Origin of the sequence: Roseovarius conchicola, assembly GCF_041403425.1 — a bacterium.
GTDB lineage: Bacteria > Pseudomonadota > Alphaproteobacteria > Rhodobacterales > Rhodobacteraceae > Roseovarius > Roseovarius conchicola.
In genome coordinates this window covers 22308-43819 of sequence record NZ_JBGEHK010000015.1, presented here as the reverse complement: position 1 = coordinate 43819, position 21512 = coordinate 22308, and the positions used below count along the sequence as shown (strand labels likewise).

The window sequence follows — 21512 nt, the reverse complement described above, 5'->3', positions numbered from 1 at the left end:
GAAACGCTTGCGAAACTCGTCTTAAACCCAAAAAACAAATCTAAAAAACCAATGGTTCTAGATTCCTAATGTTCTCTGTTCTAGTGCGCTAATGTGCTAATATCATTATAAAAATTCGATCCATAATTACATCCTGGGACGTCATTACCTACATATTGGGAGCATTCGGCTTACAGATCGGGCGTGAAAGCTTACGGATCGGGTGTACCCGAAGGCTTACTTCTTGGGTGCGTGTATTAGAGTCTAAACAGGCTTGATTTTCGCTCATATTTTCGGGCTCTTGGTTGGGTAGCAGCGAGAGCCCGATTCGGCTTGGCTTACTTTTTGGGTGCCACCCGCCAGATAGACGGGCTGGCGATTTGCTGCTAAACTTACATCAGAATGGCCAAAAAATGTAAGAGAAAACAGGCCAGAGATGAGCACGGGCGATGAAGACAGGCAAATCATATCGCACCATTGATGCGCGGCCAAATGCCGAGAGCCTGGTGAAACCGGGCGAGCTGGTGGACCTTGTCGAGGTCACGCCGCTGACCTTGATGGATCGGCGCATTTACAACCAACTGCTGGAAAACGCGTGGGACGTGATCGAGCGGCCCGTGACCCATGTAATCTCGAAAGCTGATCTGCGCGGATCGCACAATTCCAACGATAGGGTAGGGGAGTCGATCGAGCGGTTGATGTCGGCGATTGTCAAAGTGAAGGTGACCCATGAGGGCGAAGATGCGATCGAGCGGGTGCAGCTTTTGGGCGGGAACATCGAGACGACGCGCCGCGATGGCATTCTGGAATACGAGATCCCGTCGCGCCTGCGCCGGATCATCAAGGACAGCACTGTCTTTGCCCGCCTGCAGCGCGAGGTGATGTTCGCGCTCAGCTCAAAATACGCGCTGACTCTCTACGAGATGATCCAGAAACGCGGCAATCTGCGCTATCGCTCATCCGAGAAGTTTTCACTGGGGGATTTGCGCGGCATCCTTGGCGTGCCCAAGGGTAAGTTGACCTCGTGGTCCAATCTGAAACTGCGCGCGATTGATCCGGCGGTCAGCGAGGTGAGCGCGCTGTCGGAATACATGGTCGAGGTGCACCCGCTGAAGACCGGGCGGCGCGTGACCCATATCGAGCTGCGCTGGTGGCGCAAGGATGGCAACAAGCAGGCCGAGGCCGAGCGCGAATTGACGTTCTCCAAGGTGGGCCGCAAGGCGCGGATGGATGGTGCTGTCGATGATCTGAAACCGCGCCCCGCCTGGTTGGAAAACAAAAGCGCGGCCTTGCGTACTGAGACTTATGAAACCGCGCGGCTGCGGCATCCGGGCTATGACATTTATCATGTTGAGGGCGAGTGGCGCAGTTGGGCGGCAGGCAAAGAGGCCGCCCGCGACCCGGACCGCGCCTATCTCGCCTTTTTCCGCAGTTATGCCGAGAAAAACCCGATCTAGGACGCATTTGCGCTGTTTCGGTTTTTGGGGGTAGGGTGCTCTATCTACCCTTGAAAGGAACGTGGTCGTGACCTCTGTTCGCCTTAGATTGCTGGTTCTGGCTTTGGCGCCTCTGGTGCTGTTGCTGCCGCTGTTGCTGATCCTGGGCATGATGCGCTGGACCGCGGATTATGACGAGTTGCTGATCGCCAAGGTGGAAAGTGATCTGCGCATCGCCGAGCAATATCTTGCCCGGATCATGGTACAGACCGGGGACGATCTGAACGGTGTTGCCGAATCCGTTGATTTCGCCGGTGTGCTTGACTTGCCCGAGGCCACGCAAAACGCCTTTTTTGCCCGTAAACGGGCCGAACTTGATCTGGATTTCCTCTATTACCTGCCGACGGACGCATCAGCGGACGCGGCCCGGCGCTGGCCGGTGATCGATACCGGTGTGAACGGGGACTCTGCCACCCGCATTGATATCTTTTCGAGCGATAAGCTGCGCGGGCTGGACGTGGGGTTGGCTGATCGGGCGCGCATCGATCTGATCGACACCGAGGCTGCGGTGCCCACCGACCGGGTTGTCGAAGATCGCGGTATGGTCGTGCATTCGGCCAGCCCGGTGCAGATGGCAGGCCATTCTGGTGTGTTGGTGGGGGGTATCCTGCTGAACCGCAACCTTAACTTCATCGACACAATCAACGCGCTGGTTTATCTGAACGCGGTCACGGGTGGCGAATTGCAGGGTACTGCCACGCTGTTCCTCGATGATGTGCGGGTCTCGACCAATGTGCGGCTTTTTGAGGATGTGCGCGCCTTGGGCACCCGTGTTTCGGCTGCTGTGCGTGGTGCTGTGCTGGACGAAGGGCAGACATGGCTCGATCGGGCCTTCGTGGTCAATGATTGGTACATCTCGGGTTATCTGCCGATTGAAGACAGCTTTGGGGAACGTGTCGGCATGCTGTATGTCGGGTTCGTCGAGGCGCCGTTTACCGCGGCCAAGAACGCGGCGGTTTGGTGGATGGTGGCGGCCTTTGCCGGTGTGCTTCTGCTTTCGGTGCCGGTGTTCCTGTGGATGGCACGGGGTGTTTTTGCACCGCTGGAGGGCATGACCCAGACCATGCGCAAAGTGGGGCAGGGGGATTTCTCGGCCCGCAATGGCAATGTGCGGCGCCGCGATGAGATTGGTCAGGTGGCCTCGCATCTGGATGATCTGTTGGATCAGGTGCAGGATCGCGACCGTAAACTGCGCGCTTATGCCGATGAGCTTAACCTGCGCGTGGATCAGCGTACCGCTGAATTGCGCACCGCGAATGAAAAGCTGGAAGAAACCTATCGCCAGCTTGTTATGAGCGAGAAACTGGCCTCGATCGGCGAGATCACGGCAGGCGTTGCCCACGAGATCAACAACCCGGTGGCGGTGATCCAGGGCAATGTCGATGTCATCCGCGAAAGTCTGGGGCAGGGGGCCGCACAGGTCGAGACCGAGTTGAACCTGGTTGATCGTCAGGTCATGCGCATTCAGGCCATTGTCGGGAAGTTGCTGAAATTCGCCCGGCCCAGTGAATACTCGGATTATGACGAGCGTGTGCCGCTGGCCTCGGTGATCGAAGACTGCCTTGTTCTGGTGGATCACGTGCTGACGAAAGGGCAGGTGACGGTGCAGACCACTTTGGAAGAGGTTCCAGTGGTGCGTGCCGATCCCGGTGAGCTGCAGCAGGTTGTGATCAACCTGATCATGAACGCAGTGCAGGCGATGGAACATAAGGGCGAATTGACCCTGAGGCTGACACCGGAAACTCGCGAAGGGGTGGCCGGAGCGAGCCTGATCTTGGCCGATACCGGGCCGGGTATTCCGGCGGACAAGCTGGGTTCGGTTTTTGATCCGTTCTACACCACGAAACAGGCCGAAGGCACCGGGTTGGGCTTGTCGATCTCGCAAGCTTTGGTGCAAAGGGCAGGGGGGTTGATCTCGGCCCGCAACCGCAAGGAAGGTGGGGCTGAATTCACGGTCTGGCTTCCTGAGGCCGCGGCAAACTCGATGGCGGCGCAGTAGCCTTTCAGGTGCTGTATCTTGGAGCCGTCGTGCGGGCCATCAGCCCGGCCAATGATATGCCGGACAGGATGTGCCACATGCCCCAGAAGGCCGCCACCACGGCCATGCCACCCAGCCCGTCAAAAAACCCGAAGATCAGGATCAGTCCGAGGCCGGAATTCTGAATGCCGGTCTCGATCGTGATGGCCCGGCGATCAAAGGGGGAAAGTCCGGCAAGCGTGGCGGTGGCATACCCCGTGGCCAGGGCCAAAGCATTGTGCATCAGGACCAGGGCCGCCACCGCCGTGGCGTATTGCAGGAAAAGCCCCCAGTTGGCGGCAAGTGCCAGCACGACAAACGCGATGAAAATGCCCATCGACACATATTGTAAGGGCGTGCGCAGACGCGCCGTGATATCCGGCCGCGTCACGTTCAACATCATGCCAAGGCACAGCGGCAGCACCAGCATAAGCCCTACAGTGATCGCCACAGATACCGGATCAATCGCGGTTTGTTGCAGTATCTCGCGGGTGGGGCCGTAAAGGCTTCCCCAAAAGGCGATGTTGGCGGGTGTCAGGAAGATCGCTGCCACGGTGGAAAAGGCGGTCAGAGACACGGACAGTGCGGCATTGCCCCCGGCGCGATAGGTGATGAAGTTCGAAATGTTGCCGCCCGGGCAGGCCGAAACAAGGATCAGCCCCAGCGCAATCGAGGGCTGTGGTTTGGTCAACAGAACAAGACAGAAGGTCAGGGCTGGCAACAGAAGAAATTGAGAAAAAACGCCTGTTATCAGTGCTTTAGGTTCCTGGGCGAGGCGTTTGAAGTCACTCGGTTTCAGTTCCAATGCGATGGAAAACATCACCACCGCAAGAACGAGGTTCAGAACATTCAGGCTGCCGGGCGAGAAGTTCAGGATCACAGCATCAATTTCTCCGGCTGCTGTGGTGCTCATCTGGTCCCCGTTTCTTCTGGTTGATCCACCGGTATGCGGGCCTTTTCATCGCCACCCCGGATCCCTGCAGTGAATGTGATGCAGCTTGCGTGTTTAGTCCATGAAAACTAACAGACACGGGGTGCACAGGTGCAGATCGCCAAATGGCATGTTAGCCTGCACATAACAGTAAAACCGGATTGCAGGCAGATTTTGGGCAGGCACAAGAAAGACAATCCCCTGGACGACCTTCTGCGCGCGCGGTTGCGTATCCCGGAAGGGGCCGACCGGCGGCTGAAGGTATTGCGGTGGCTGATGGAAGCGGTGGATATGCTGAACCGCGCCTTCACGCGGCAGCCGTTTTTCGCCCTGCGCGAAACCGAACAAATCCTGATCGAACTTGACGGCAGAACCGGCCCCGACCTCATCCGGGCCTTGCTGGCCATGAACGGAGGGACGCAAATCATACCGCATGGGCTGGAGAACATCCCCGCAGTGGGCGCTGTGGTTATTGGTTCGACCCATCCGATTGGCACGTTTGATTTTATCGCCCATGCCGGGGCTCTTCTGGATCATCGCCCGGACCTCAAGGTTGTTGCCGGCCGCGAGACCGAGCGCTTTTTGGGGGCCGACCGGATCATCGCCGTGGATTTCGACCGCAAGGACAAGGTGCTGTCCGCGCGGCAGACCCGTGCGGGAATGATGGCGCATCTGGAGAACCAAGGCGCGCTGCTGGTTTTTGGCGCGGGCCGTGTGCCGGGTATGAAAGATGGGTTGCTGGTTGAACCTCCATGGCGCACCGGCGTCACTCATACCTCTGCGGCGTGCGATGCCCCGATTGTTCCGGCCTCCGCCGACATGCGTAATTCGCGCCATTACTATCGGACCAGAAGGTTGGCGGGGTTCCTGAGCGGGGGCAATGACGAGTTCGGCCGCAAGGTCGCGTCATTGCGCTATGTGTCCGAGTTGATCGCAAAGCTTGGCGGCAGCTATCACGTCCATTACGGCCCCATACAGCCCCCCGGAACAGCCCCTGAGATATTGAAAGACCTTGCTGAAGGTCTGGTGCCGGGTCTTTATCGGCCAACGTGAGTGGGTGATCAACGCAAGGGGCCGGTTTTCTGACTCGGTATATTTCCAATGAAGCAGTTTTGCGCGTAATGAAGATTATGTTAAATAAGTAGCATCAAAAGCCCTGAAATACCATGTCCAGCGCGGCTGTGATCTGGGCGAATTCGGGTTCCAGATTGCTGACCACGTCGCCCAAGGCTGATCGGGGAACGGCGGCCAGGAACTGAGGCACCATCACATACGCCTCACCGTTGATCTCAAAGACAGGGTTCAGGCGGGCCGCTGGCTGCGGGGCTGTCGCTTTTGGCAGCAAGGGTACGACGACCCGGGTGATCAGGTGATCCAGCAACTCGGCCTGCACATCCAACAGCAGTCCGTCGCCCGAGGGAAAGGCATGGACGTCATATTTGGCCATCAGAACTGACGCAGATGCGACAGGGGAAGCCCGTGTTGCTCGGCAAAGCGGTTTGACGCCTCCAGCGCCTCGGCATTTTCAACCCTCCACTGGGCCGCGCGTGTTTCAGCGATGGCCTGACGGATGCCATGTTCGGCTGCGCGCGACAGGTTGATCTTGAGCGCACGGGCATCGCTGAGCAGGCTGTGATCCAGCGACAGGTTGGTGGGTTTGCGGGTCTGTGCGTGTGGCATAGGCTCAATATAATGCGCCTGATCATGCGCGTCAAATATGCGCATAAACCTATGCTATTCAGACCAGGATACGATTTTCCGATCAATCGTCTTGCGTGACACGCCCAGTCGCCGTGCCGCTTCGGCCCGGTTACCGCCGCACAGATCGAGGATATGCAGAATGTGCCGTTGTGCCACCAGATCGAGGTTTTCGATAGCCTGTTCCCCGGTCATCCCGCCCTGCCCGGCGAATTCCTCGGGGAAGGCACCGAGGATGACGGAGCGTTCGATCAGGTTGCGCAGCTCGCGCACATTGCCGGGCCAATCATAACGGCGCATTTTCAGCAGCGTTTCCTCGTTCAGTTCCAGTGCAGGCAGCCCGAGGCGTTGCGAAAACTGCGCCATGAAATGCGAGGCAAGTTCGACAATATCTTCTGAGCGATCTTTCAACAGCGGCATCTCAAGCGACATGACATTCATGCGGTGATAGAGATCGGCGCGGAACTGGCCCGCGGCCACGGCGGCTTCAAGATCGGCATTGGTGGCAAAGAGGAAGCGCAGGTTTAGCGGAATTTCCCGTTCGGCTCCGACCGGGCGCAGCTTCATGTCCTCCAAAACGCGCAATAACGCCGCCTGAAGTGCGTCTGACATCTGCGCGACCTCATCCAGAAACAACGTGCCGCCATCGGCCAGAAGCAGCAGCCCGGGCTTGACCTGATCGCCATGATGGACCTCTCCAAACAGTTCAGAGACGATCTGATCCGGGGCAATGGCCGCGCAATTGATCGCGACGAATGGCTTTTCTGATCTGGTCGAGACCTTGTGCAGATGCCGCGCAGCCAGTTCCTTGCCGGTGCCGCTGGCGCCGGTCAGGAGAACCGAGGTTTGCAGCGGGGCCAGCTTGGCGATCAATTCACGCACTTTTTGCAAAGGCAATGATGTGCCCAGCAGAGGCCCCCTGGCATCTTCGCCAGTCAGTTCGCGCAACAGCAATGTGTTATCGCGGCGCAGGTATTTGCGATCCAGCGCGCGCGCCATGGCCCCGAGAATCTGATTGGCGCGAAAAGGTTTCAGGACGAAATCACTGACCCCGGCGCGCAGCGCGGTAATTGCCGTTTCCAGATCGGCATAGGCCGTGATCATGATGACATCAGCGAAAAAGCCCTTGCGTCGCTGTTCCACCACCCAGTCCAGCCCGGTGGTGCCCGGCATGATATTGTCGAGGATCACAAGGTCGAAATGGGCCACATCCAGAAGTTTCGACGCCTCGGCGGGGGACGCGGCCTCTTCCAGTCGCTTTACACGCGGGGTCAGCGTCTTGGACAGGAAATGCCGCATGCCCGGTTCGTCATCGACAACCAGAACCGAGGCACCGGACAGCATGCCTTCATATTCGGCTGGATTCTCCGGCTTGGGATTGCGTAGCGGCTGGCTCATCACCGGCTGTTTCCTCAGTCAAGTCGTACATTGTCGTTGGAAAACACCTCTGCTGCGGAAAAACCAGCCTCTCCCAGCCCGTACCAGGCCACGACGGCGATTACGGCAATGGCGGCAAATCCGACAAACATAGCTTTCATGAGTCTTACTCCCCCGAAGTGGTTTCTTTGAGAAAGGCGATCAGGTCAACCCGGTCGGCCGGGTCGGCGATCACCTGCATTGGCATTTTGGAGCCGGGAATATAGTGGTCCGGCCCTTCGTCAAACAGCGCATCAATGGTGTCATCCGACCAGATGATATCAGATTTGGCCAGGATGTCCGAATAAGGATATCCCGGAACGTCGCCCGCCGGGCGGCCAAAGACACCGTGCAAGGTTGGTCCCGCCTTGCGCGAGGGGCCTGCCTCGAGCGCGTGACAGATCGAACATTTGCGCATGAATTGCCGCTCGCCATTGGGCATATCCTCAGCATCGCGCAGGAAAGACCGTTCACCATCAATGCCGGGATCAAATTCGCCCAGAAGGGCCACGGGCCAGGCATAGGCGACGTCATCCAGACCACCGGCATAGATTGTCGTTCCGTCGCCTGAGAAGGCCAGCGCCCAGACCGGCCCTGCCCGTGTGGCGCGGAAATCGCGGGTGATCTTCCAGTCTTTGGAATCGAGCATCATGATATAGCCATGCCCGTCCCCGACAGCGATCTGGTTGGTCTGCGGGTGATAGTCCATCGCCAGAATGGGGCGGCGCTCCAGCGTGAAATCCGCCAGCTCTTCGCCCGAGACGGCATCGACAACCCGGGTGCCACCATCGACAGCCCCATAGGCCACCCAACCGTCCCCGGCGATGACCTGATTGATCCCGAACCCGTGTTTGACCAGTGGCAATGGCGATCCGCCCGCCAGGTCATAGCGCCACAACACGCCTTTCGAGGTGGCTGCGATCAGGGCCTCGCCCGACGGGTCAAACGCCACGGCATTCACACCTGCGCCGGGATAGGGCAGTTCGGTAAAGCTGTCGTTGCTCCATAACCGGATCGACCCATCCCAGCTGCCTGTCGCGACGTGTGTGCCATCTGGCGAAACTGCAATTGAGGCAATCTTGCCCTTGTGCTGGCCCAGAACGCGCGGGGCTTCGCCCCACACGCGCAAAGCGAAATCATCGCCACCCGAATAAAGCTGTCCGTCCGGACCAAAGGCCAGCGCAGTCACCGCCGCGTCATGGCCCTCCAGCCATTCAGGGTCGCGACCTGTCCAGAGCCCGACGGAATTGTCAAAGCTGGCCGTCGCCACCTGTCCGTCGGGCGACACGTCCAGACCCATGATCGGGCCACCATGCCCTTTGAGCGTGGTGAAGTCCTGCGCGGCCAGTGGCCCGGCACAGAACATCGCCAGAAACAAAACCACACGGAGCAAGGAGCTACTCCGCCGGGGTTGCCGATTTCGATGGCGGGGCCGCCTCGCCCTTGGCGGATTTCACCTCGTCCAGCCAGATCGAGTGGTGCTGATGCGCCCAGGCCTCGTCCACCTCGCCCGTGCCCATGGCATCATAGGCCCCTTCCATACCGACCGAGCCGATATAGATATGCGCGATGATGATCGCCATCAGCACGAAGCTGACAATCGCATGCCAGGCCGAGGCGAAGGCCATTTCCTCTTGCGGGGCGAGGGCTGTGGGGAAGTCCGCCATGCCCAGCAGACCGGGAATACCCATGCTGTTGAGCACCGAGAATGTCTTGGCAAACAGCGGCAACTCGAACGGGAACAGCATCGAGACGCCCGAAACGGCGATCGATCCGCCCAGCAGGATACAGGACCAGAAGATGATCTTTTGACCTGCGTTGAATTTCTTGGCGGGCGGGTGCTTTTTCCCAACGATGCCGCCAGCCTGTGCAAACCAGGTGATGTCGGTGCGGTTGGGGATGTTGTGCCAGACCCACATGAAGAAAATCATGATCAGCCCCAGGATAAAGGCCCAGGCGACGTTGTTGTGGATGTATTTGGACCACAGCAGCAATGTCGCGTTGAATTCATTGCCCAGTACGGGTGCGATATAGTCTCGGCCATATTTCACCAGTAATCCGGTGATACCCAGCAGGATGAAGGATCCCGCCAGAAGCCAGTGGGCGAAGCGTTCGATGAACTGAAAGCGGGTGACGGTGCGCCCGGTTTTCTCTTCGTCGAGCTTGATCTTGCCGCGCAGCAGGTAGAACAGAACCAGAGCTGCCAGCGTACCAAGCAGCAACCAACCGCCATACTTGGCCAGAGGGCCTTTGCGGAATTCATACCAGGCCATGCCACCATCCTGCACCAGAACCTTCGCCACATCGCCGCCCGCGGAGACGCTGATATCTGCCGAGTTGAAGCGCAATGCGCGCCACAGTTCGGGGTCAGAGGCACCACCAAGCGTGCCCAGTTGCTCGCTCATCGCGGCGGCGCTGTCGGGATCGCCGGTGCGCGTACGGCGGTTGGCATCATCGACGGTTTCACCCCGCTGGCGGGCCATGATGTCTTCCAGCGTTGGTGCACCACCGGTGGCGGCACGATCAGCACCATTGGCCTCTTGCGCCGCGATGGGCAAAGGAACGGCCAGAAACAATGTCAGAATCAACGAGAGAATTACACGCATGGGTGACCTCGGTCTGTTGGACGGGTCCAGACGCCTCTTACGGGCGTTGGCCACTTTGAATGAGTGATGATAGCCCGGCCCTGAAAGGGGGGCCGGGCCGCAGATGGGCATGCACAAGGCACGCCCATCCTGATCTTACGGCTTAGCCGCCTTTCTGGTCGTAGGCTGTACCCCAACCCCAGGCGCCCGAGCCAAAGCCGCGGGCCACCACACGCTCGCGGTAGATGTTGGCGACCACGTCGCCATCCCCCGCCAGCAGGGCCTTGGTGGAACACATCTCGGCACAGATCGGCAATTTGCCCTCGGCAATCCGGTTGCGGCCGTATTTGGAGAACTCGGCTGTCGAGTTGTTCTCCTCGGGGCCACCGGCGCAGAAGGTACATTTGTCCATCTTGCCACGGGATCCGAAGTTGCCCGCCTGCGGGAATTGCGGCGCGCCAAACGGGCACGCGTAGAAGCAATAACCACAACCGATGCACAGATCCTTGGAGTGCAGGACGACGCCTTCTTCGTTCTGATAGAAGCAGTCGACCGGGCACACCGCCATACAAGGCGCATCCGAACAATGCATACAAGCCACGGAAATCGAGCGTTCGCCCGGTTTACCGTCCTGGATCGTCACCACGCGGCGGCGGTTGATCCCCCAGGGCACCTCATGCTCGTTCTTACAGGCCGTTACACAAGCGTTGCATTCGATGCAGCGCTCGGCGTCACAGAGAAATTTTGCTCTTGCTGCCATTTTCTCTTTCCTCCTTACGCCGCAGAGATTTTGCAGAGAGTCGCTTTCGTCTCCTGCATCTGCGTCACTGAGTCATAGCCATAGGTTTGAGCGGTATTGGTGCTCTCCCCCAACACATAGGGGTCCGCCCCTTCGGGGTATTTGGACCTCTGGTCTTCGCCCTGGAAGTGCCCGCCGAAGTGGAAGGGCATGAAGGCAACGCCCTCACCCACCCGTTCGGTGACCATCGCCATGACTTTGACCTTGCCGCCTTCCGGGCCTTCCACCCAGACCTGCGCGCCGTCCCGGATACCGATATTATTGGCATCTCTGGGATGGATTTCGACGAACATGTCTTGCTGAAGCTCGGCCAGCCACGGGTTTGAGCGCGTCTCATCGCCACCGCCCTCATATTCGACCAGACGGCCGGAGGTGAGGATAATGGGATAATCCTTGCTGAAATCCTGTTTCTGGATCGAGGCATACATGGTCGGAAGACGATAGAACTTCCGGTCCTCGTAGGTTGGATAATCCTCCACCAGATCGCGGCGATTTGTGTACAGCGGTTCGCGGTGCACAGGGACCGGATCCGGGAAGGTCCACACGACAGCACGGGCCTTGGCGTTGCCGAAGGGCGCGCATTCGTGCTTGATGGCGACCCGCTGGATCCCGCCCGACAGGTCGGTTTTCCAGTTGGTCTTCTCACCGGCAACGGCATCGATTGCCGCACGCTCTTCGTCGGTGAGATCACCATCCCAGCCAAGGTCCATCAGCATCTGCATGGTGAACTCAGGATAGCCATCCTGAATTTCAGACCCTGCAGAATAGACCCCTTCGGCCAGCAGATTGTCACCATCGCGTTCCACACCGAAACGGGCGCGGAAGGTCAGGCCACCCTCAGAGACAGGTTTGGACATGTCATAGAGGTTGGGCGTGCCCGGATGGTTCATCTCTGGGGTACCCCAGCACGGCCATGGCATCCCGTAATAGTCGCCATCCGCCGGACCACCGATCGCCTGCAGCGTCGTGCGGTCAAACGTGTGCTGGTTGGCCATGTGCTTCTTGATCCGCTCGGGGCTTTGCCCGGTATAGCCGACCGTCCACATGCCCGAGTTGAACTCGCGCGTGATGCTTTCAACATTTGGCGTTTCCGGATCGTCCATCTCGATATTGCGGAACAGGCGATCAGCAAAGCCGAACTTGTTGGCCAGCTTGGCGATGATCACTTCGTCCGGGATACTTTCGAACAGCGGCTCGATGACCCGCTCACGCCACTGCAGAGAACGGTTGGAGGCGGTGACGGAACCACGTGTTTCGAACTGGGTACAGGCCGGCAGAAGATAGACACCATCGGTCCGGTCATGCAGCACGGCGGAAACGGTGGGGAACGGGTCGATCACGACCAGCATGTCCAGCTTTTCCATTGCCGTCTTCATTTCCGTCATCCGGGTTTGCGAGTTGGGCGCATGGCCCCACAGAACCATCGCCCTCACATTGTTGGGCTGATCCATGTTCTCCTTGTCTTCCAGGATGCCATCAATCCAGCGCGACACAGGGATACCGGTGAGGTTCTGGAGCGATTTGTCCTTGCCCTCGGCGTCCTTGATCATGTCGAATTGACCGGCAAGCCATTCCGGATCTTCGCCCCAGACACGGCCCCAATGGGCCCATGCGCCTTTGGACAGACCGTAATAACCGGGCAACGTGTGGCTGAGAACGCCAAGGTCGGTTGCACCCTGCACGTTGTCATGGCCGCGGAAGATGTTGGTGCCGCCACCGGTGGTGCCCATGTTGCCAAGCGCAAGCTGAAGCACACAATAGGCACGGGTGTTGTTGTTGCCGTTGGTGTGCTGTGTGCCACCCATACACCAGATCACGGTGCCGGGGCGGTTGTTGGCCATGGTGCGGGCCACGCGACGCAGTTGCGATCCCGGTGCACCGGTGACACGTTCCACCTCTTCCGGGTTCCACTTGGCCACTTCATCCTTGATCTGGTCCATTCCCCAGACACGGGTGCGGATGAACTCTTTGTCTTCCCAACCGTTCTCAAAGATGTGCCACAGGATACCCCAGACCAGCGCGACGTCGGTACCGGGACGGAAACGGACATATTCATCCGCATGGGCCGCAGTGCGCGTAAAGCGCGGGTCACAGACAATCACCGGAGCGTTGTTCTGCTCTTTGGCCTTCAGCAGGTGCAACAGCGAGACGGGGTGCGCCTCGGCCGGGTTGCCGCCGATGATAAAGATGGCCTTCGAGTTGTGGATGTCATTGTAGCTGTTCGTCATGGCGCCGTAGCCCCATGTGTTCGCCACGCCGGCCACGGTTGTCGAGTGACAGATCCGGGCCTGGTGATCCACGTTGTTCGTGCCCCAGTAGGCAGCAAACTTGCGGAACAGGTAGGCCTGTTCATTGTTGTGCTTGGCCGAGCCCAGCCAATACACGCTGTCAGGTCCGCTTTCTTCGCGGATATTCATCATACCATCGCCGATCTCGTCGATGGCCTGCTCCCAGCTGACGCGCTTCCATTCCCCGTTTTCTTTTTTCATCGGGTACTTCAGACGGCGTTCGCCATGTGCGTGCTCACGAACGGCTGCACCTTTGGCACAGTGGGCCCCAAGGTTGAACGGGCTGTCCCAGCCGGGTTCCTGACCCGTCCAGACGCCGTCCGACACTTCGGCAATCACGGTACATCCGACCGAGCAGTGCGTGCAGACTGTTTTCTTCAATTCGACCGCGCCGGATACAGCGTTGGCCGCTGCATTGGCCTGCTGCACCGTACCGCCTGTTGCAGCAATTGCCGCCAGACCCCCGATGGCAAGCCCCGACCCGCGCAGGAATGCGCGACGGTCAACCGAGGCATTTGCCGCCTCGGACAGGATCGAAGTCCGCTGGGGGCGTCTCGCAACCCCGTTGGTCTTTTTCCTAAGCATGTTGTTCCCTCCTTGCTTGCTCGGGCGCGCGCCCTCACTCGCTTGGTTCTCAGTTCAGGATCTCAGCAGTCGGGCGTCTCGCAACCAGTCGCTGATTTCCGCGTGTGATCTCGTCCGGCTTAGAACCGGGCGCTATCGTAGTAGGCGCGTGTATGCTGGGTGTCCTGCATGGTCTCGCGCGTCAGGTCAGGCTCGGCCGCTTCTGCGGTCGTGCCGCTGGTCGCAACGGCCACAGCCGCCAGGGGCGCTGCCGTTCCTGCCAGTTTCAGAAAGTCGCGGCGATTGGCCCCTTCTTCCTTTGACATGAGAGGTCTCCTCTCTGGTGTGATGCGCCAGTCGCCTGCCGCGGGAAGTGAGTGCGCCGTGGCGGCACACCCGGTGAAAACGTCAATCGCCGCTCAGCCGGAAGGCCTCGCTTTCGATCGCGATGAACGCGCGGCCTACAGTGCCGACCGGCGCGTAGAAAACCGAGCCTTTCGCAGCCTCAAGATCGGCAAAGAAATGCGCGGCCCAGGGCGCGATATGCTTGTTATAGAAGGTCTTTTGCTGCTCCAGCGAAGCCGGTGCGCCGAAACGGCCCACGATCAGGGCACCCATCATCTCCATCAGGCTGGCAATGTTGTCTTCTGGCTCAAACACGTTATCTGCACGTGCCAACCCCTGTGCGGCCATGTCCTGACGTAGCGTGGCCAGTGGTTTTTCATTCAGGAAGCCGGTCAGGTAGTAGCTGGCATATGGCAGCAACTCGCCCCGGCCCAACCCGATGAAGAGGTTGTTGAACTCGCTTTCCACTGTCTTGGGCTTGGACAGTTTCGCGACCTTGGACAAGGTGGTGATCGCCTGCCCCAGATCGCTGTCATCCCCCAGAAGTGTCTGTGTCTGGGCCAACAGCATTTCATCCGGTGGACCCGACAGGATCAGCCCGAGGAAATTGTAAAGATCCGCGCGCATCCGATCTTCTTCGGACACCTGAGGGGTGGGCTCTGCGGTCATGGTCATCTCTTCTGTCATGCGGATGTCTCGAACTGGAATGTCATGCGGCGGCGGGGCGCGGCCAGAACCGGTTCCTCGTCTTCGCCAAACTCGTAAGCGGCAATCGCTGGCTCCTCGGTCAGAACCGGGACGGGCATCTCTTCCGCCTCATCCTCAGCCAGTAGTTCTTCGGTATCTTCTTCAACCGGTGCGTCTTCGCCCTCAGGCGCTTCTACGTCAGAGTTTGCTTCTTCCTCGGCCTGTGCCGCCAATGCCTCGACATGGGCCAACATGCCTTTGCCCACCTGATAGGCGGTCTGCATATTCTCGATCACGGTGGCGCTGTCGGTGAAATCCTCGCCGTAATCCACCAGCCCATCCAGATTGGCCAGCACCGGGTTCAACCGCCACAGCCGACGCAAAGCGCGGGTTTTCAGACGTTGCGGCACGGCGGAGTTCATGAATTCGCGCACCGCCTCGGGGCTGTTCAGCTCCTCGGGCTGCGGCAGGTCCAGCTCTTGCAGAATCTCGGCATCATCCCGTTCGGCCAGCGCCGCTTCGGTTTCGGCCACCTCGGCGGCCTGCTCGGCAAGAACCTCTTCGGCCACAGCGGCCTGACGACGGGACCAGAAATCGTTCAATTCACCCTCCGCCTTTTCAGGCCGGGCGAGGCATAGATATCCGCCGCCTTGCCGATACGCGGATCGCCGATGCCGTCCTGCACCAGATCGATCCGCTTCTTGTCGCGCTTGCGCTTGATGAATTCTTCTTCTTCGTAATGTTCGGCAACGAAGCTCTGTATCATGGCCAGCATCGCTGAAGGCATCGCGACCTTCTCGACAATCTCTTCGCCGCTATCGGTATAATCCTGCGCCTCGTAGGGCGAGGCCGTGACCAGCAGCATGTCATAAGGTGCTTCCCCTGCCCCGTCGCGCATGACGACATAAAGGCTGGGCACTTGGGAATGGAGGTTGTGCTGGTAAGCTTCGGAGTCGGCGCCGTGCAGTTCAAGCTGAAGCGTTTCGGCGTGGTATTCGATGACATCCCCTTCGCGGCGCAGTTCACGCCATTTGGCCGGGCCGGTCCCAAGCAGCACGCCGCTTACGGTCCAGTTCCATTTCTGCCATCGGGTCACCCCAGGTTGCCGACGGATCACGATGCCAACAGGCACGGCGCGATACGCCTTCGGATTGAAAATCATCCGGGCAGTCCTCCTCCACGTATACAATCGAATGCCAGTCCTTGGTTTCAAAGCGATTTCTGCGGTGATCCCGGCGATTGGCTCAGGTTCGGTCATTTTGGGTATGCCCGCAGGGTAAGTCCGGGCGGCTTGGACGAATTGTCCAACCCGACTGAAAAAGTCAGGAAATGGCGTCTGATGGCAAAAACGAATCACCCACGAATCAGGACGGCAAAATGTGGGGGTTTTGGCATTGTCCGGTCGGACAAAACCGATTGTGGGACGGGCGCATTTATGCCTAACCTTTGCACGCAGTTACGAAAAAACGACCAGCAAAACGCCAGTTGAAAAGGACGGAATTCGATGTCTAAGACCTTGATAACATGTGATTGTCTTGGGACGCAGGCAATTGATTCCCAAGCCCTGTCTGACGCAACCGGTCTGACTGTCAAATCCCCCTGCTCGGCGCTGTGCACCAGCCAGATCGAGCAGGCAGCCGAGGCTCTTGGCTCTGAGGATGTAATTATTTGCTGCACCCAGGAGGCCCGGATTTTCGAGGCTCTCGCGGCCGAGTTGGACCGGGAGGCACCCCCCCTGCTGGACCTGCGCAACCGGGCGGGATGGACCGACGATACCGCCACGAATATACCCAAAATGTCCGCCCTCATCGCCGAAGCCACCCTGCCTGCAGAACCGGGCAAGAGCATGGACGTGATCTCGGAGGGGCTGTGCCTGATCCTTGGCCAACCTGACATCGCCATGGCTGCCGCGGAACAACTGAAGGATCATCTGGGCGTGACCGTCCTGCTGGAACAGCCGGATGATCTGCCCGACACCCGTGCTTATGATGTGGTCATTGGCGATCTGCGCCGTGCAGAAGGGGCGTTGGGGCAATTCCGCGTGGTGATCGATCGCCTGCAACAGGTAAATCCCGGCGGGCGTGGTGCCTTCGCGCTGACCGAACCACAAGATGGCGGCGTGTCGGAATGCGACATCATTCTTGATCTGCGCGGCGACACCCCGCTGTTTCCTGCCCCCGAAAAACGCGAGGGATATCTGCGCGCCGATCCATCGCATGCGCCCTCCGTTGCGTCGGTGGTCATGGACGCTTCGCATCTGGTCGGTACGTTCGAAAAGCCACTTTATGTCCGGGTTGAACCGTTGCTTTGCGCCCATTCGCGGGCCGAGCAAACCGGCTGCAACCGTTGTCTTGATCTGTGCCCGACCGGTGCGATCACCTCGGCCGGTGAGCATGTCAGCATTGATCCAATGATCTGCGCCGGGTGCGGCGCCTGTTCATCGGTCTGCCCCTCGGGCGCGGTCAGCTATGATGCACCCCCGGTCGGCCTGACCTTCCGCCGGGTGCAAACCCTAGCTCAAGCTTATCTATCTGCCGGTGGTGAGGCCCCGCGCCTGCTTGTCCATGACGCCCATGGGACCGAGATGATCCATCTCGCCGCCCGCCACGGACGTGGGTTGCCTGCCGACGTGATGCCGCTGGAAATGGACGCGATCGGCGCCTTTGGTCACGCCGAGGCAGTGGCCGCGCTGGCCGCCGGGTTTGCCCATGTCGCCCTGCTGCCCGGCCCCGGTGCGGATCGCGATGCGATGACCGCACAGGTTGCCCTGAGTGCAGCGATTGGCGGAGAGGCCCGCGTCAGCCTTCTGGATGTGACCGACCCGGACGCGATGTCCGATGCGCTTTACGGCGCGGACACGCCCCCTGCCCCGGTTGCCAACCCGGTGCGCCCGATGGGCACCCGCCGTCAGATCGCGCGGCAAGCCGCCCGCGCGCTGCATCCGGACACGGAACACTTGCCCCTGCCCGAAGGCGCGCCCTATGGCGCGGTGCTGGTCAATACCGATACCTGCACCCTGTGCCTGTCTTGCGTGTCGCTGTGCCCGTCCGGGGCGCTTGGCGACAATCAGGACAAACCCCAGCTGCGCTTTCAGGAAGATGCCTGTCTGCAATGTGGTCTTTGCGCCAATATCTGTCCCGAGGATGCGATCACGTACGAACCCCGGCTGGACTTGACCGATGCGGCATTGCGTCAAGAAGTGCTGAACGAAGAAGAGCCATTTGCTTGCGTGGAATGCGGTAACCTGTTCGGCTCAAAATCTGCGATTGACCGGATCACCGAGAAGCTGACTGGCCATTCCATGTTCAGCGATCCTGCCAAACTGCGCATGATCCAGATGTGCGATGATTGCCGGGTCAATGCGCAGTTCCATTCGACCGACAATCCTTTTGCCGGCAAGGAACGCCCCAAGCCGCGCACGACCGAAGACTATTTCAGCGACCGCAAGGATCACTGATGTTCGAGAGGTTTACCAAGATCGGCTGGCGGCATCACGGCGACATAGGCCAGCATGGCCTCGAGCTCGTCCAGCGACAATTCGATGGGAGCTATGGGCGAGGGCAAATCCGGTGGAAACGGGTCCGTGACTCCGGTGATCTGTGTGAACGCGGCATGTGGTTTGAGCTGGTAGAACGCGGCAAACCGCGCCTCCCAATCCGACATCGTGCGCAACACACCGAAGCTGGGCGTCGAGCCGATGCCCCAACCGCGCGTCGCCTCGTCCACCGCATGACAACGGACGCATTTGGCACGGGCAAGGTCATGGCCCAGCTCTGCATCCCCGCTGATGGTCACCGCAACCGCCTCGGCCTCGCCCGGCTCTGCCAGGGTGAACAACGGCTGTCCATCCGGCGCGTATCCCGTCACCGCGCGCTGACCAACCTCGGACCGCAACCACTTGGCCAGTTTCCCGGTGCCCGGATGATCGGGGTTAACCACTTCCAGTTTCCAGACCTGTCCGGCCCCTTCAAACAAGGATCTGCCCGTATCCCCCAACAGCAAATCCGCCTCGGCGGGATCGGCAACCTTCTCAACCCGCACCTGGGTCTTGAGCGAAAAGCGCGGCAGGATGTAAGACAGGACACCGGTTTCGGCCAGCGCCTGGGGCACGTGCAGCCGGACAAGCTTGTCATCCGCCAACGCCCCAAGGGGCAGGCAGATCAAAACACAGGTCAAAACACGTATCAGCATGGGACCAAGCCTAGGCCCCTGCCCGCCTTTCCGTCAATCCAACACAAAGGACCCTCCCAATGAGCGAAGATTTCAACATGTCGATGCGCAAATTCCTCAAGCAGGTTGGCGTGACCTCGCAACAGGCCATCGAAGAAGCCATGCGCGGGGCGGATACGGCGGGCAAGACCTATGCCATCAAGACCGTGGTCACCATCGAAGAGCTGGGCATGAACCATGAAGTGACCGGCACGATCAACGGACAGGACTAACCCCATTGACCCTGAGCAGAGATGCCGTCACGGCGGCCCTAAAGACGATCAATGATCCTATCGCCGGCAGCGATATCATGGCCAGTGGTGTGGTGCGCGCCCTCAATGTGGACGAGGCTGGTACGGTTCGTTTCGTGATGGAAATCGCGCCCAGCCACGCCAAGGCCTACGAGGCCGTTAAGGCCGAGGCCGAAGCGGCGTTGAACGCGCTTGATGGTGTGAGTGGCGTGAGCATTGTTCTGACCGGCCATTCTGACAAGGCTGCGCCACCGGACCTGAAACCGCAACGTGCGGCGGAACCCAGCGGCCCCCAGAAAGTACCCGGCGTGGATCGGATCATTGCCATCGCCTCGGGCAAGGGCGGCGTGGGCAAATCCACCGTGTCGGCGAACCTGGCCTGTGCTTTGGCGCAACAGGGACGGCGTGTCGGTCTGCTGGATGCGGATGTCTATGGGCCGTCTCAGCCAAGGATGCTTGGCGTCTCTGGTCGCCCAGCCAGTCCTGATGGCAAGATCATCCTGCCAATGCGCAATCACGGCGTGACGATGATGTCCATTGGCCTGATGACCAACGAGGATCAGGCGGTGGTCTGGCGCGGGCCGATGCTGATGGGTGCGCTGCAGCAGATGATGAATCAGGTGCAGTGGGGGGCACTTGATGTGCTTCTGGTTGACCTTCCCCCCGGAACGGGCGACGTGCAAATGACGCTCAGCCAGAAGTTCCATGTGGACGGTGCGATCATCGTTTCGACCCCGCAGGATGTTGCCCTTCTGGATGCCCGCAAGGGGATTGATATGTTCCAGCAATTGAAAGTGCCAATTGTCGGGATGATCGAGAATATGAGCACGCATATCTGTTCAAACTGCGGCCATGAAGAACACATGTTCGGCCATGGCGGCGTTGCCGCCGAAGCGGCCAAGATCAATGTGCCTTTGCTGGCCGAAATCCCGCTTCATCTGCAGATCAGGCTGGCGGCAGATGGAGGTGCACCGGTGACGGTCAGCCAGCCCGACAGCCCACAGGCCAAGGCATTTCAGGACGTGGCCGCTGCCTTGGTGGCCACGGGCGCAGCATGAGCGAGGCAAGCCTCACCTTTCCGCCGCTGATGTGGGGTGAAGCCGCTGAGGGCGATGCCCTGGGCCACGCCGCACGACGCGCCACCTTGGGATGTGATGCGGGGCTGGTCACTTACGTATTAGGTGCCACGCGGATCGAAGCCGCGCTGGTTTTTGCCCCCGAAGTGCCTCTGTCCAAAGCGATGGTGATGTTGCCGCTTTGCGCTGTCGGGTTTCAGAACGCATTGGGCGCCTTGGCCCCGCCCGAGGTGGCAGTGCATCTGGATTGGGATGGTGGGCTGCGCATCAATGGGGCAAGCTGTGGGCGGTTTAACGTACTCAGCGCCACGGACGATCCAGATGCGATTCCTGACTGGCTGGTCGTCGGCTTCACCTTGCCCTTGCTGCCTGACTCGGATGATCCCGGCACCACCCCCGATCAAACCGCGCTTTATGCCGAGGGTTGCGCCGATGTGGACCCGCCCACCCTGATCGAATCCTGGGCCCGGCATACGCTGAACGGGATCAACCGCTGGGAAGATGGCGGCGCACAAGCCCTGCATACGGAATGGCGCGGGCTGGCGCATGGCATCGGTGAAGCGATCACGCGCGGTGATCTGAGCGGAACGTTCCTTGGTATTGACGAGGATTTCGGCATGTTGCTGCGCGATGACGAAACCACCCACCTGATCCCCCTGACCGATCTGCTAAAGGAGACCGGCCAATGAAACTTGCCCGCGCCATCCATTTCGACGAAAGCGACCAACGCGTCTTTTCCAGCCCGGCGCGCACCGGCGAATGGTGCATCTCGGGCGGGTTCGAGTTTTCCAACTGGACCGAGGGCGATCTGACCGGCAAGGCACGACAGGCTTTTGCTAATGGCTGGTTCGGCCTGGAAACCGGCGGTCGGGTGACCTTTGTGGCTGTCACGATCATTGAACCTACCGAATTAGAGACACTTTCGGGGCTTCTGGCCCAGCATTTCGTGACCTATTACGGCGCTCCGTCTGTGGAGGCAGCCTTGCCCACAGCGCAGGAAGAAATCGCCCAGATGGTCGAACTTTGCGAGGATCATGCGCCTAATGATCTGCTCACGGTCTCGCGCGAGCTGTCAGAGGCGGGCGTACGCGAAGCCTACCGCGTGATCGAACGCCAGGAGGCGGCGCTCGATCAATTTGCAATCCACGGCTCGCTGGACGAGTAACAGAGC

General features: G+C 59.7%; 22 protein-coding genes. 8 read left to right on the top strand and 14 right to left on the bottom strand.

Annotation, left to right across the window (positions count from 1 at the left end; all coding sequences use genetic code 11):
• Positions 1-428: 428 nt before the first annotated feature.
• A complete protein-coding gene (locus V6N02_RS21990) occupies positions 429-1436 on the top strand; it encodes a replication initiation protein (RefSeq protein WP_371229749.1) in 1008 nt (335 codons plus the stop codon).
• Between the two features lie 67 nt (positions 1437-1503).
• Positions 1504-3474, top strand: a complete 1971-nt coding sequence (locus V6N02_RS21985) for a sensor histidine kinase (protein WP_371229746.1) — start codon at positions 1504-1506, stop codon at positions 3472-3474.
• 4 nt (positions 3475-3478) lie between these two features.
• Here the strand turns inward: V6N02_RS21985 and V6N02_RS21980 are convergent, their stop codons facing one another.
• The gene (locus tag V6N02_RS21980; protein ID WP_371229743.1) at positions 3479-4405 is read right to left on the bottom strand and encodes a bile acid:sodium symporter family protein; all 927 of its coding nucleotides are present in this window, start codon (positions 4403-4405) and stop codon (positions 3479-3481) included.
• Positions 4406-4597: 192 nt separating this feature from the next.
• On the opposite strand from V6N02_RS21980, the gene V6N02_RS21975 reads away from it, so the two are divergent.
• Positions 4598-5476 (top strand): lysophospholipid acyltransferase family protein, encoded by an 879-nt coding sequence (locus V6N02_RS21975; protein WP_371229741.1) that lies wholly within the window; start codon positions 4598-4600, stop codon positions 5474-5476.
• A 94-nt stretch (positions 5477-5570) separates the two neighbouring features.
• Here the strand turns inward: V6N02_RS21975 and V6N02_RS21970 are convergent, their stop codons facing one another.
• From V6N02_RS21970 to V6N02_RS21915, 12 genes are all read right to left on the bottom strand, one after another.
• Positions 5571-5870 (bottom strand): CcdB family protein, encoded by a 300-nt coding sequence (locus V6N02_RS21970; protein WP_371229738.1) that lies wholly within the window; start codon positions 5868-5870, stop codon positions 5571-5573.
• The gene (locus V6N02_RS21965; protein ID WP_371229735.1) at positions 5870-6148 is read right to left on the bottom strand and encodes a type II toxin-antitoxin system CcdA family antitoxin; all 279 of its coding nucleotides are present in this window, start codon (positions 6146-6148) and stop codon (positions 5870-5872) included. Before V6N02_RS21965 ends, V6N02_RS21970 begins: the two co-directional genes overlap by 1 nt.
• A 9-nt stretch (positions 6149-6157) precedes the next feature.
• Positions 6158-7519 (bottom strand): sigma-54-dependent transcriptional regulator, encoded by a 1362-nt coding sequence (locus tag V6N02_RS21960; protein ID WP_371229732.1) that lies wholly within the window; start codon positions 7517-7519, stop codon positions 6158-6160.
• A 14-nt stretch (positions 7520-7533) separates the two neighbouring features.
• The gene (locus V6N02_RS21955; protein ID WP_371229729.1) at positions 7534-7659 is read right to left on the bottom strand and encodes a hypothetical protein; all 126 of its coding nucleotides are present in this window, start codon (positions 7657-7659) and stop codon (positions 7534-7536) included.
• Between the two features lie 5 nt (positions 7660-7664).
• Positions 7665-8903, bottom strand: a complete 1239-nt coding sequence (locus V6N02_RS21950; RefSeq protein ID WP_371229769.1) for a c-type cytochrome — start codon at positions 8901-8903, stop codon at positions 7665-7667.
• Positions 8904-8934: 31 nt separating this feature from the next.
• Positions 8935-10143 carry a formate dehydrogenase subunit gamma gene (locus V6N02_RS21945; protein WP_371229726.1) on the bottom strand — a complete coding sequence of 403 codons (1209 nt, stop codon included), beginning with the start codon at positions 10141-10143 and terminating at the stop codon, positions 8935-8937.
• Between the two features lie 142 nt (positions 10144-10285).
• Positions 10286-10882 carry a formate dehydrogenase FDH3 subunit beta gene (gene fdh3B / locus V6N02_RS21940; RefSeq protein ID WP_371229723.1) on the bottom strand — a complete coding sequence of 199 codons (597 nt, stop codon included), beginning with the start codon at positions 10880-10882 and terminating at the stop codon, positions 10286-10288.
• Positions 10883-10896: 14 nt separating this feature from the next.
• Positions 10897-13794: a formate dehydrogenase subunit alpha gene (locus V6N02_RS21935; RefSeq protein ID WP_371229720.1), complete on the bottom strand. Its 2898-nt coding sequence runs from the start codon at positions 13792-13794 to the stop codon at positions 10897-10899.
• A gap of 119 nt (positions 13795-13913) precedes the next feature.
• A complete protein-coding gene (locus V6N02_RS21930) occupies positions 13914-14099 on the bottom strand; it encodes a twin-arginine translocation pathway signal protein (protein WP_371229717.1) in 186 nt (61 codons plus the stop codon).
• Between the two features lie 82 nt (positions 14100-14181).
• Positions 14182-14793 carry a TorD/DmsD family molecular chaperone gene (locus tag V6N02_RS21925; RefSeq protein WP_371229766.1) on the bottom strand — a complete coding sequence of 204 codons (612 nt, stop codon included), beginning with the start codon at positions 14791-14793 and terminating at the stop codon, positions 14182-14184.
• 8 nt (positions 14794-14801) lie between these two features.
• A complete protein-coding gene (locus V6N02_RS21920) occupies positions 14802-15407 on the bottom strand; it encodes a DUF3306 domain-containing protein (protein WP_371229714.1) in 606 nt (201 codons plus the stop codon).
• Positions 15404-15967: a DUF3305 domain-containing protein gene (locus tag V6N02_RS21915; protein ID WP_371229711.1), complete on the bottom strand. Its 564-nt coding sequence runs from the start codon at positions 15965-15967 to the stop codon at positions 15404-15406. Before V6N02_RS21915 ends, V6N02_RS21920 begins: the two co-directional genes overlap by 4 nt.
• 342 nt (positions 15968-16309) lie before the next feature.
• On the opposite strand from V6N02_RS21915, the gene V6N02_RS21910 reads away from it, so the two are divergent.
• Complete coding sequence (locus tag V6N02_RS21910) at positions 16310-18262, top strand: 4Fe-4S binding protein (protein ID WP_371229707.1); 1953 nt, start codon at positions 16310-16312, stop codon at positions 18260-18262.
• Here the strand turns inward: V6N02_RS21910 and V6N02_RS21905 are convergent.
• Positions 18256-18996 carry a hypothetical protein gene (locus V6N02_RS21905; RefSeq protein WP_371229704.1) on the bottom strand — a complete coding sequence of 247 codons (741 nt, stop codon included), beginning with the start codon at positions 18994-18996 and terminating at the stop codon, positions 18256-18258. The genes V6N02_RS21910 and V6N02_RS21905 overlap by 7 nt on opposite strands.
• 59 nt (positions 18997-19055) lie before the next feature.
• Between V6N02_RS21905 and V6N02_RS21900 the strand changes: the two genes are divergently transcribed.
• Genes V6N02_RS21900 through V6N02_RS21885 form a run of 4 tightly spaced genes read left to right on the top strand, consistent with a single transcriptional unit; the run spans position 19056 to position 21506 of the window.
• Positions 19056-19247 (top strand): DUF6494 family protein, encoded by a 192-nt coding sequence (locus V6N02_RS21900; protein WP_371229702.1) that lies wholly within the window; start codon positions 19056-19058, stop codon positions 19245-19247.
• A 5-nt stretch (positions 19248-19252) separates the two neighbouring features.
• Positions 19253-20323 carry an Mrp/NBP35 family ATP-binding protein gene (locus V6N02_RS21895; RefSeq protein WP_371229699.1) on the top strand — a complete coding sequence of 357 codons (1071 nt, stop codon included), beginning with the start codon at positions 19253-19255 and terminating at the stop codon, positions 20321-20323.
• Positions 20320-21030: a biotin/lipoate--protein ligase family protein gene (locus V6N02_RS21890; RefSeq protein WP_371229696.1), complete on the top strand. Its 711-nt coding sequence runs from the start codon at positions 20320-20322 to the stop codon at positions 21028-21030. Before V6N02_RS21895 ends, V6N02_RS21890 begins: the two co-directional genes overlap by 4 nt.
• Positions 21027-21506, top strand: coding sequence for a DUF6505 family protein (locus V6N02_RS21885; protein ID WP_371229693.1), 480 nt, complete (start codon positions 21027-21029; stop codon positions 21504-21506). Before V6N02_RS21890 ends, V6N02_RS21885 begins: the two co-directional genes overlap by 4 nt.
• Positions 21507-21512 lie beyond the last annotated feature (6 nt).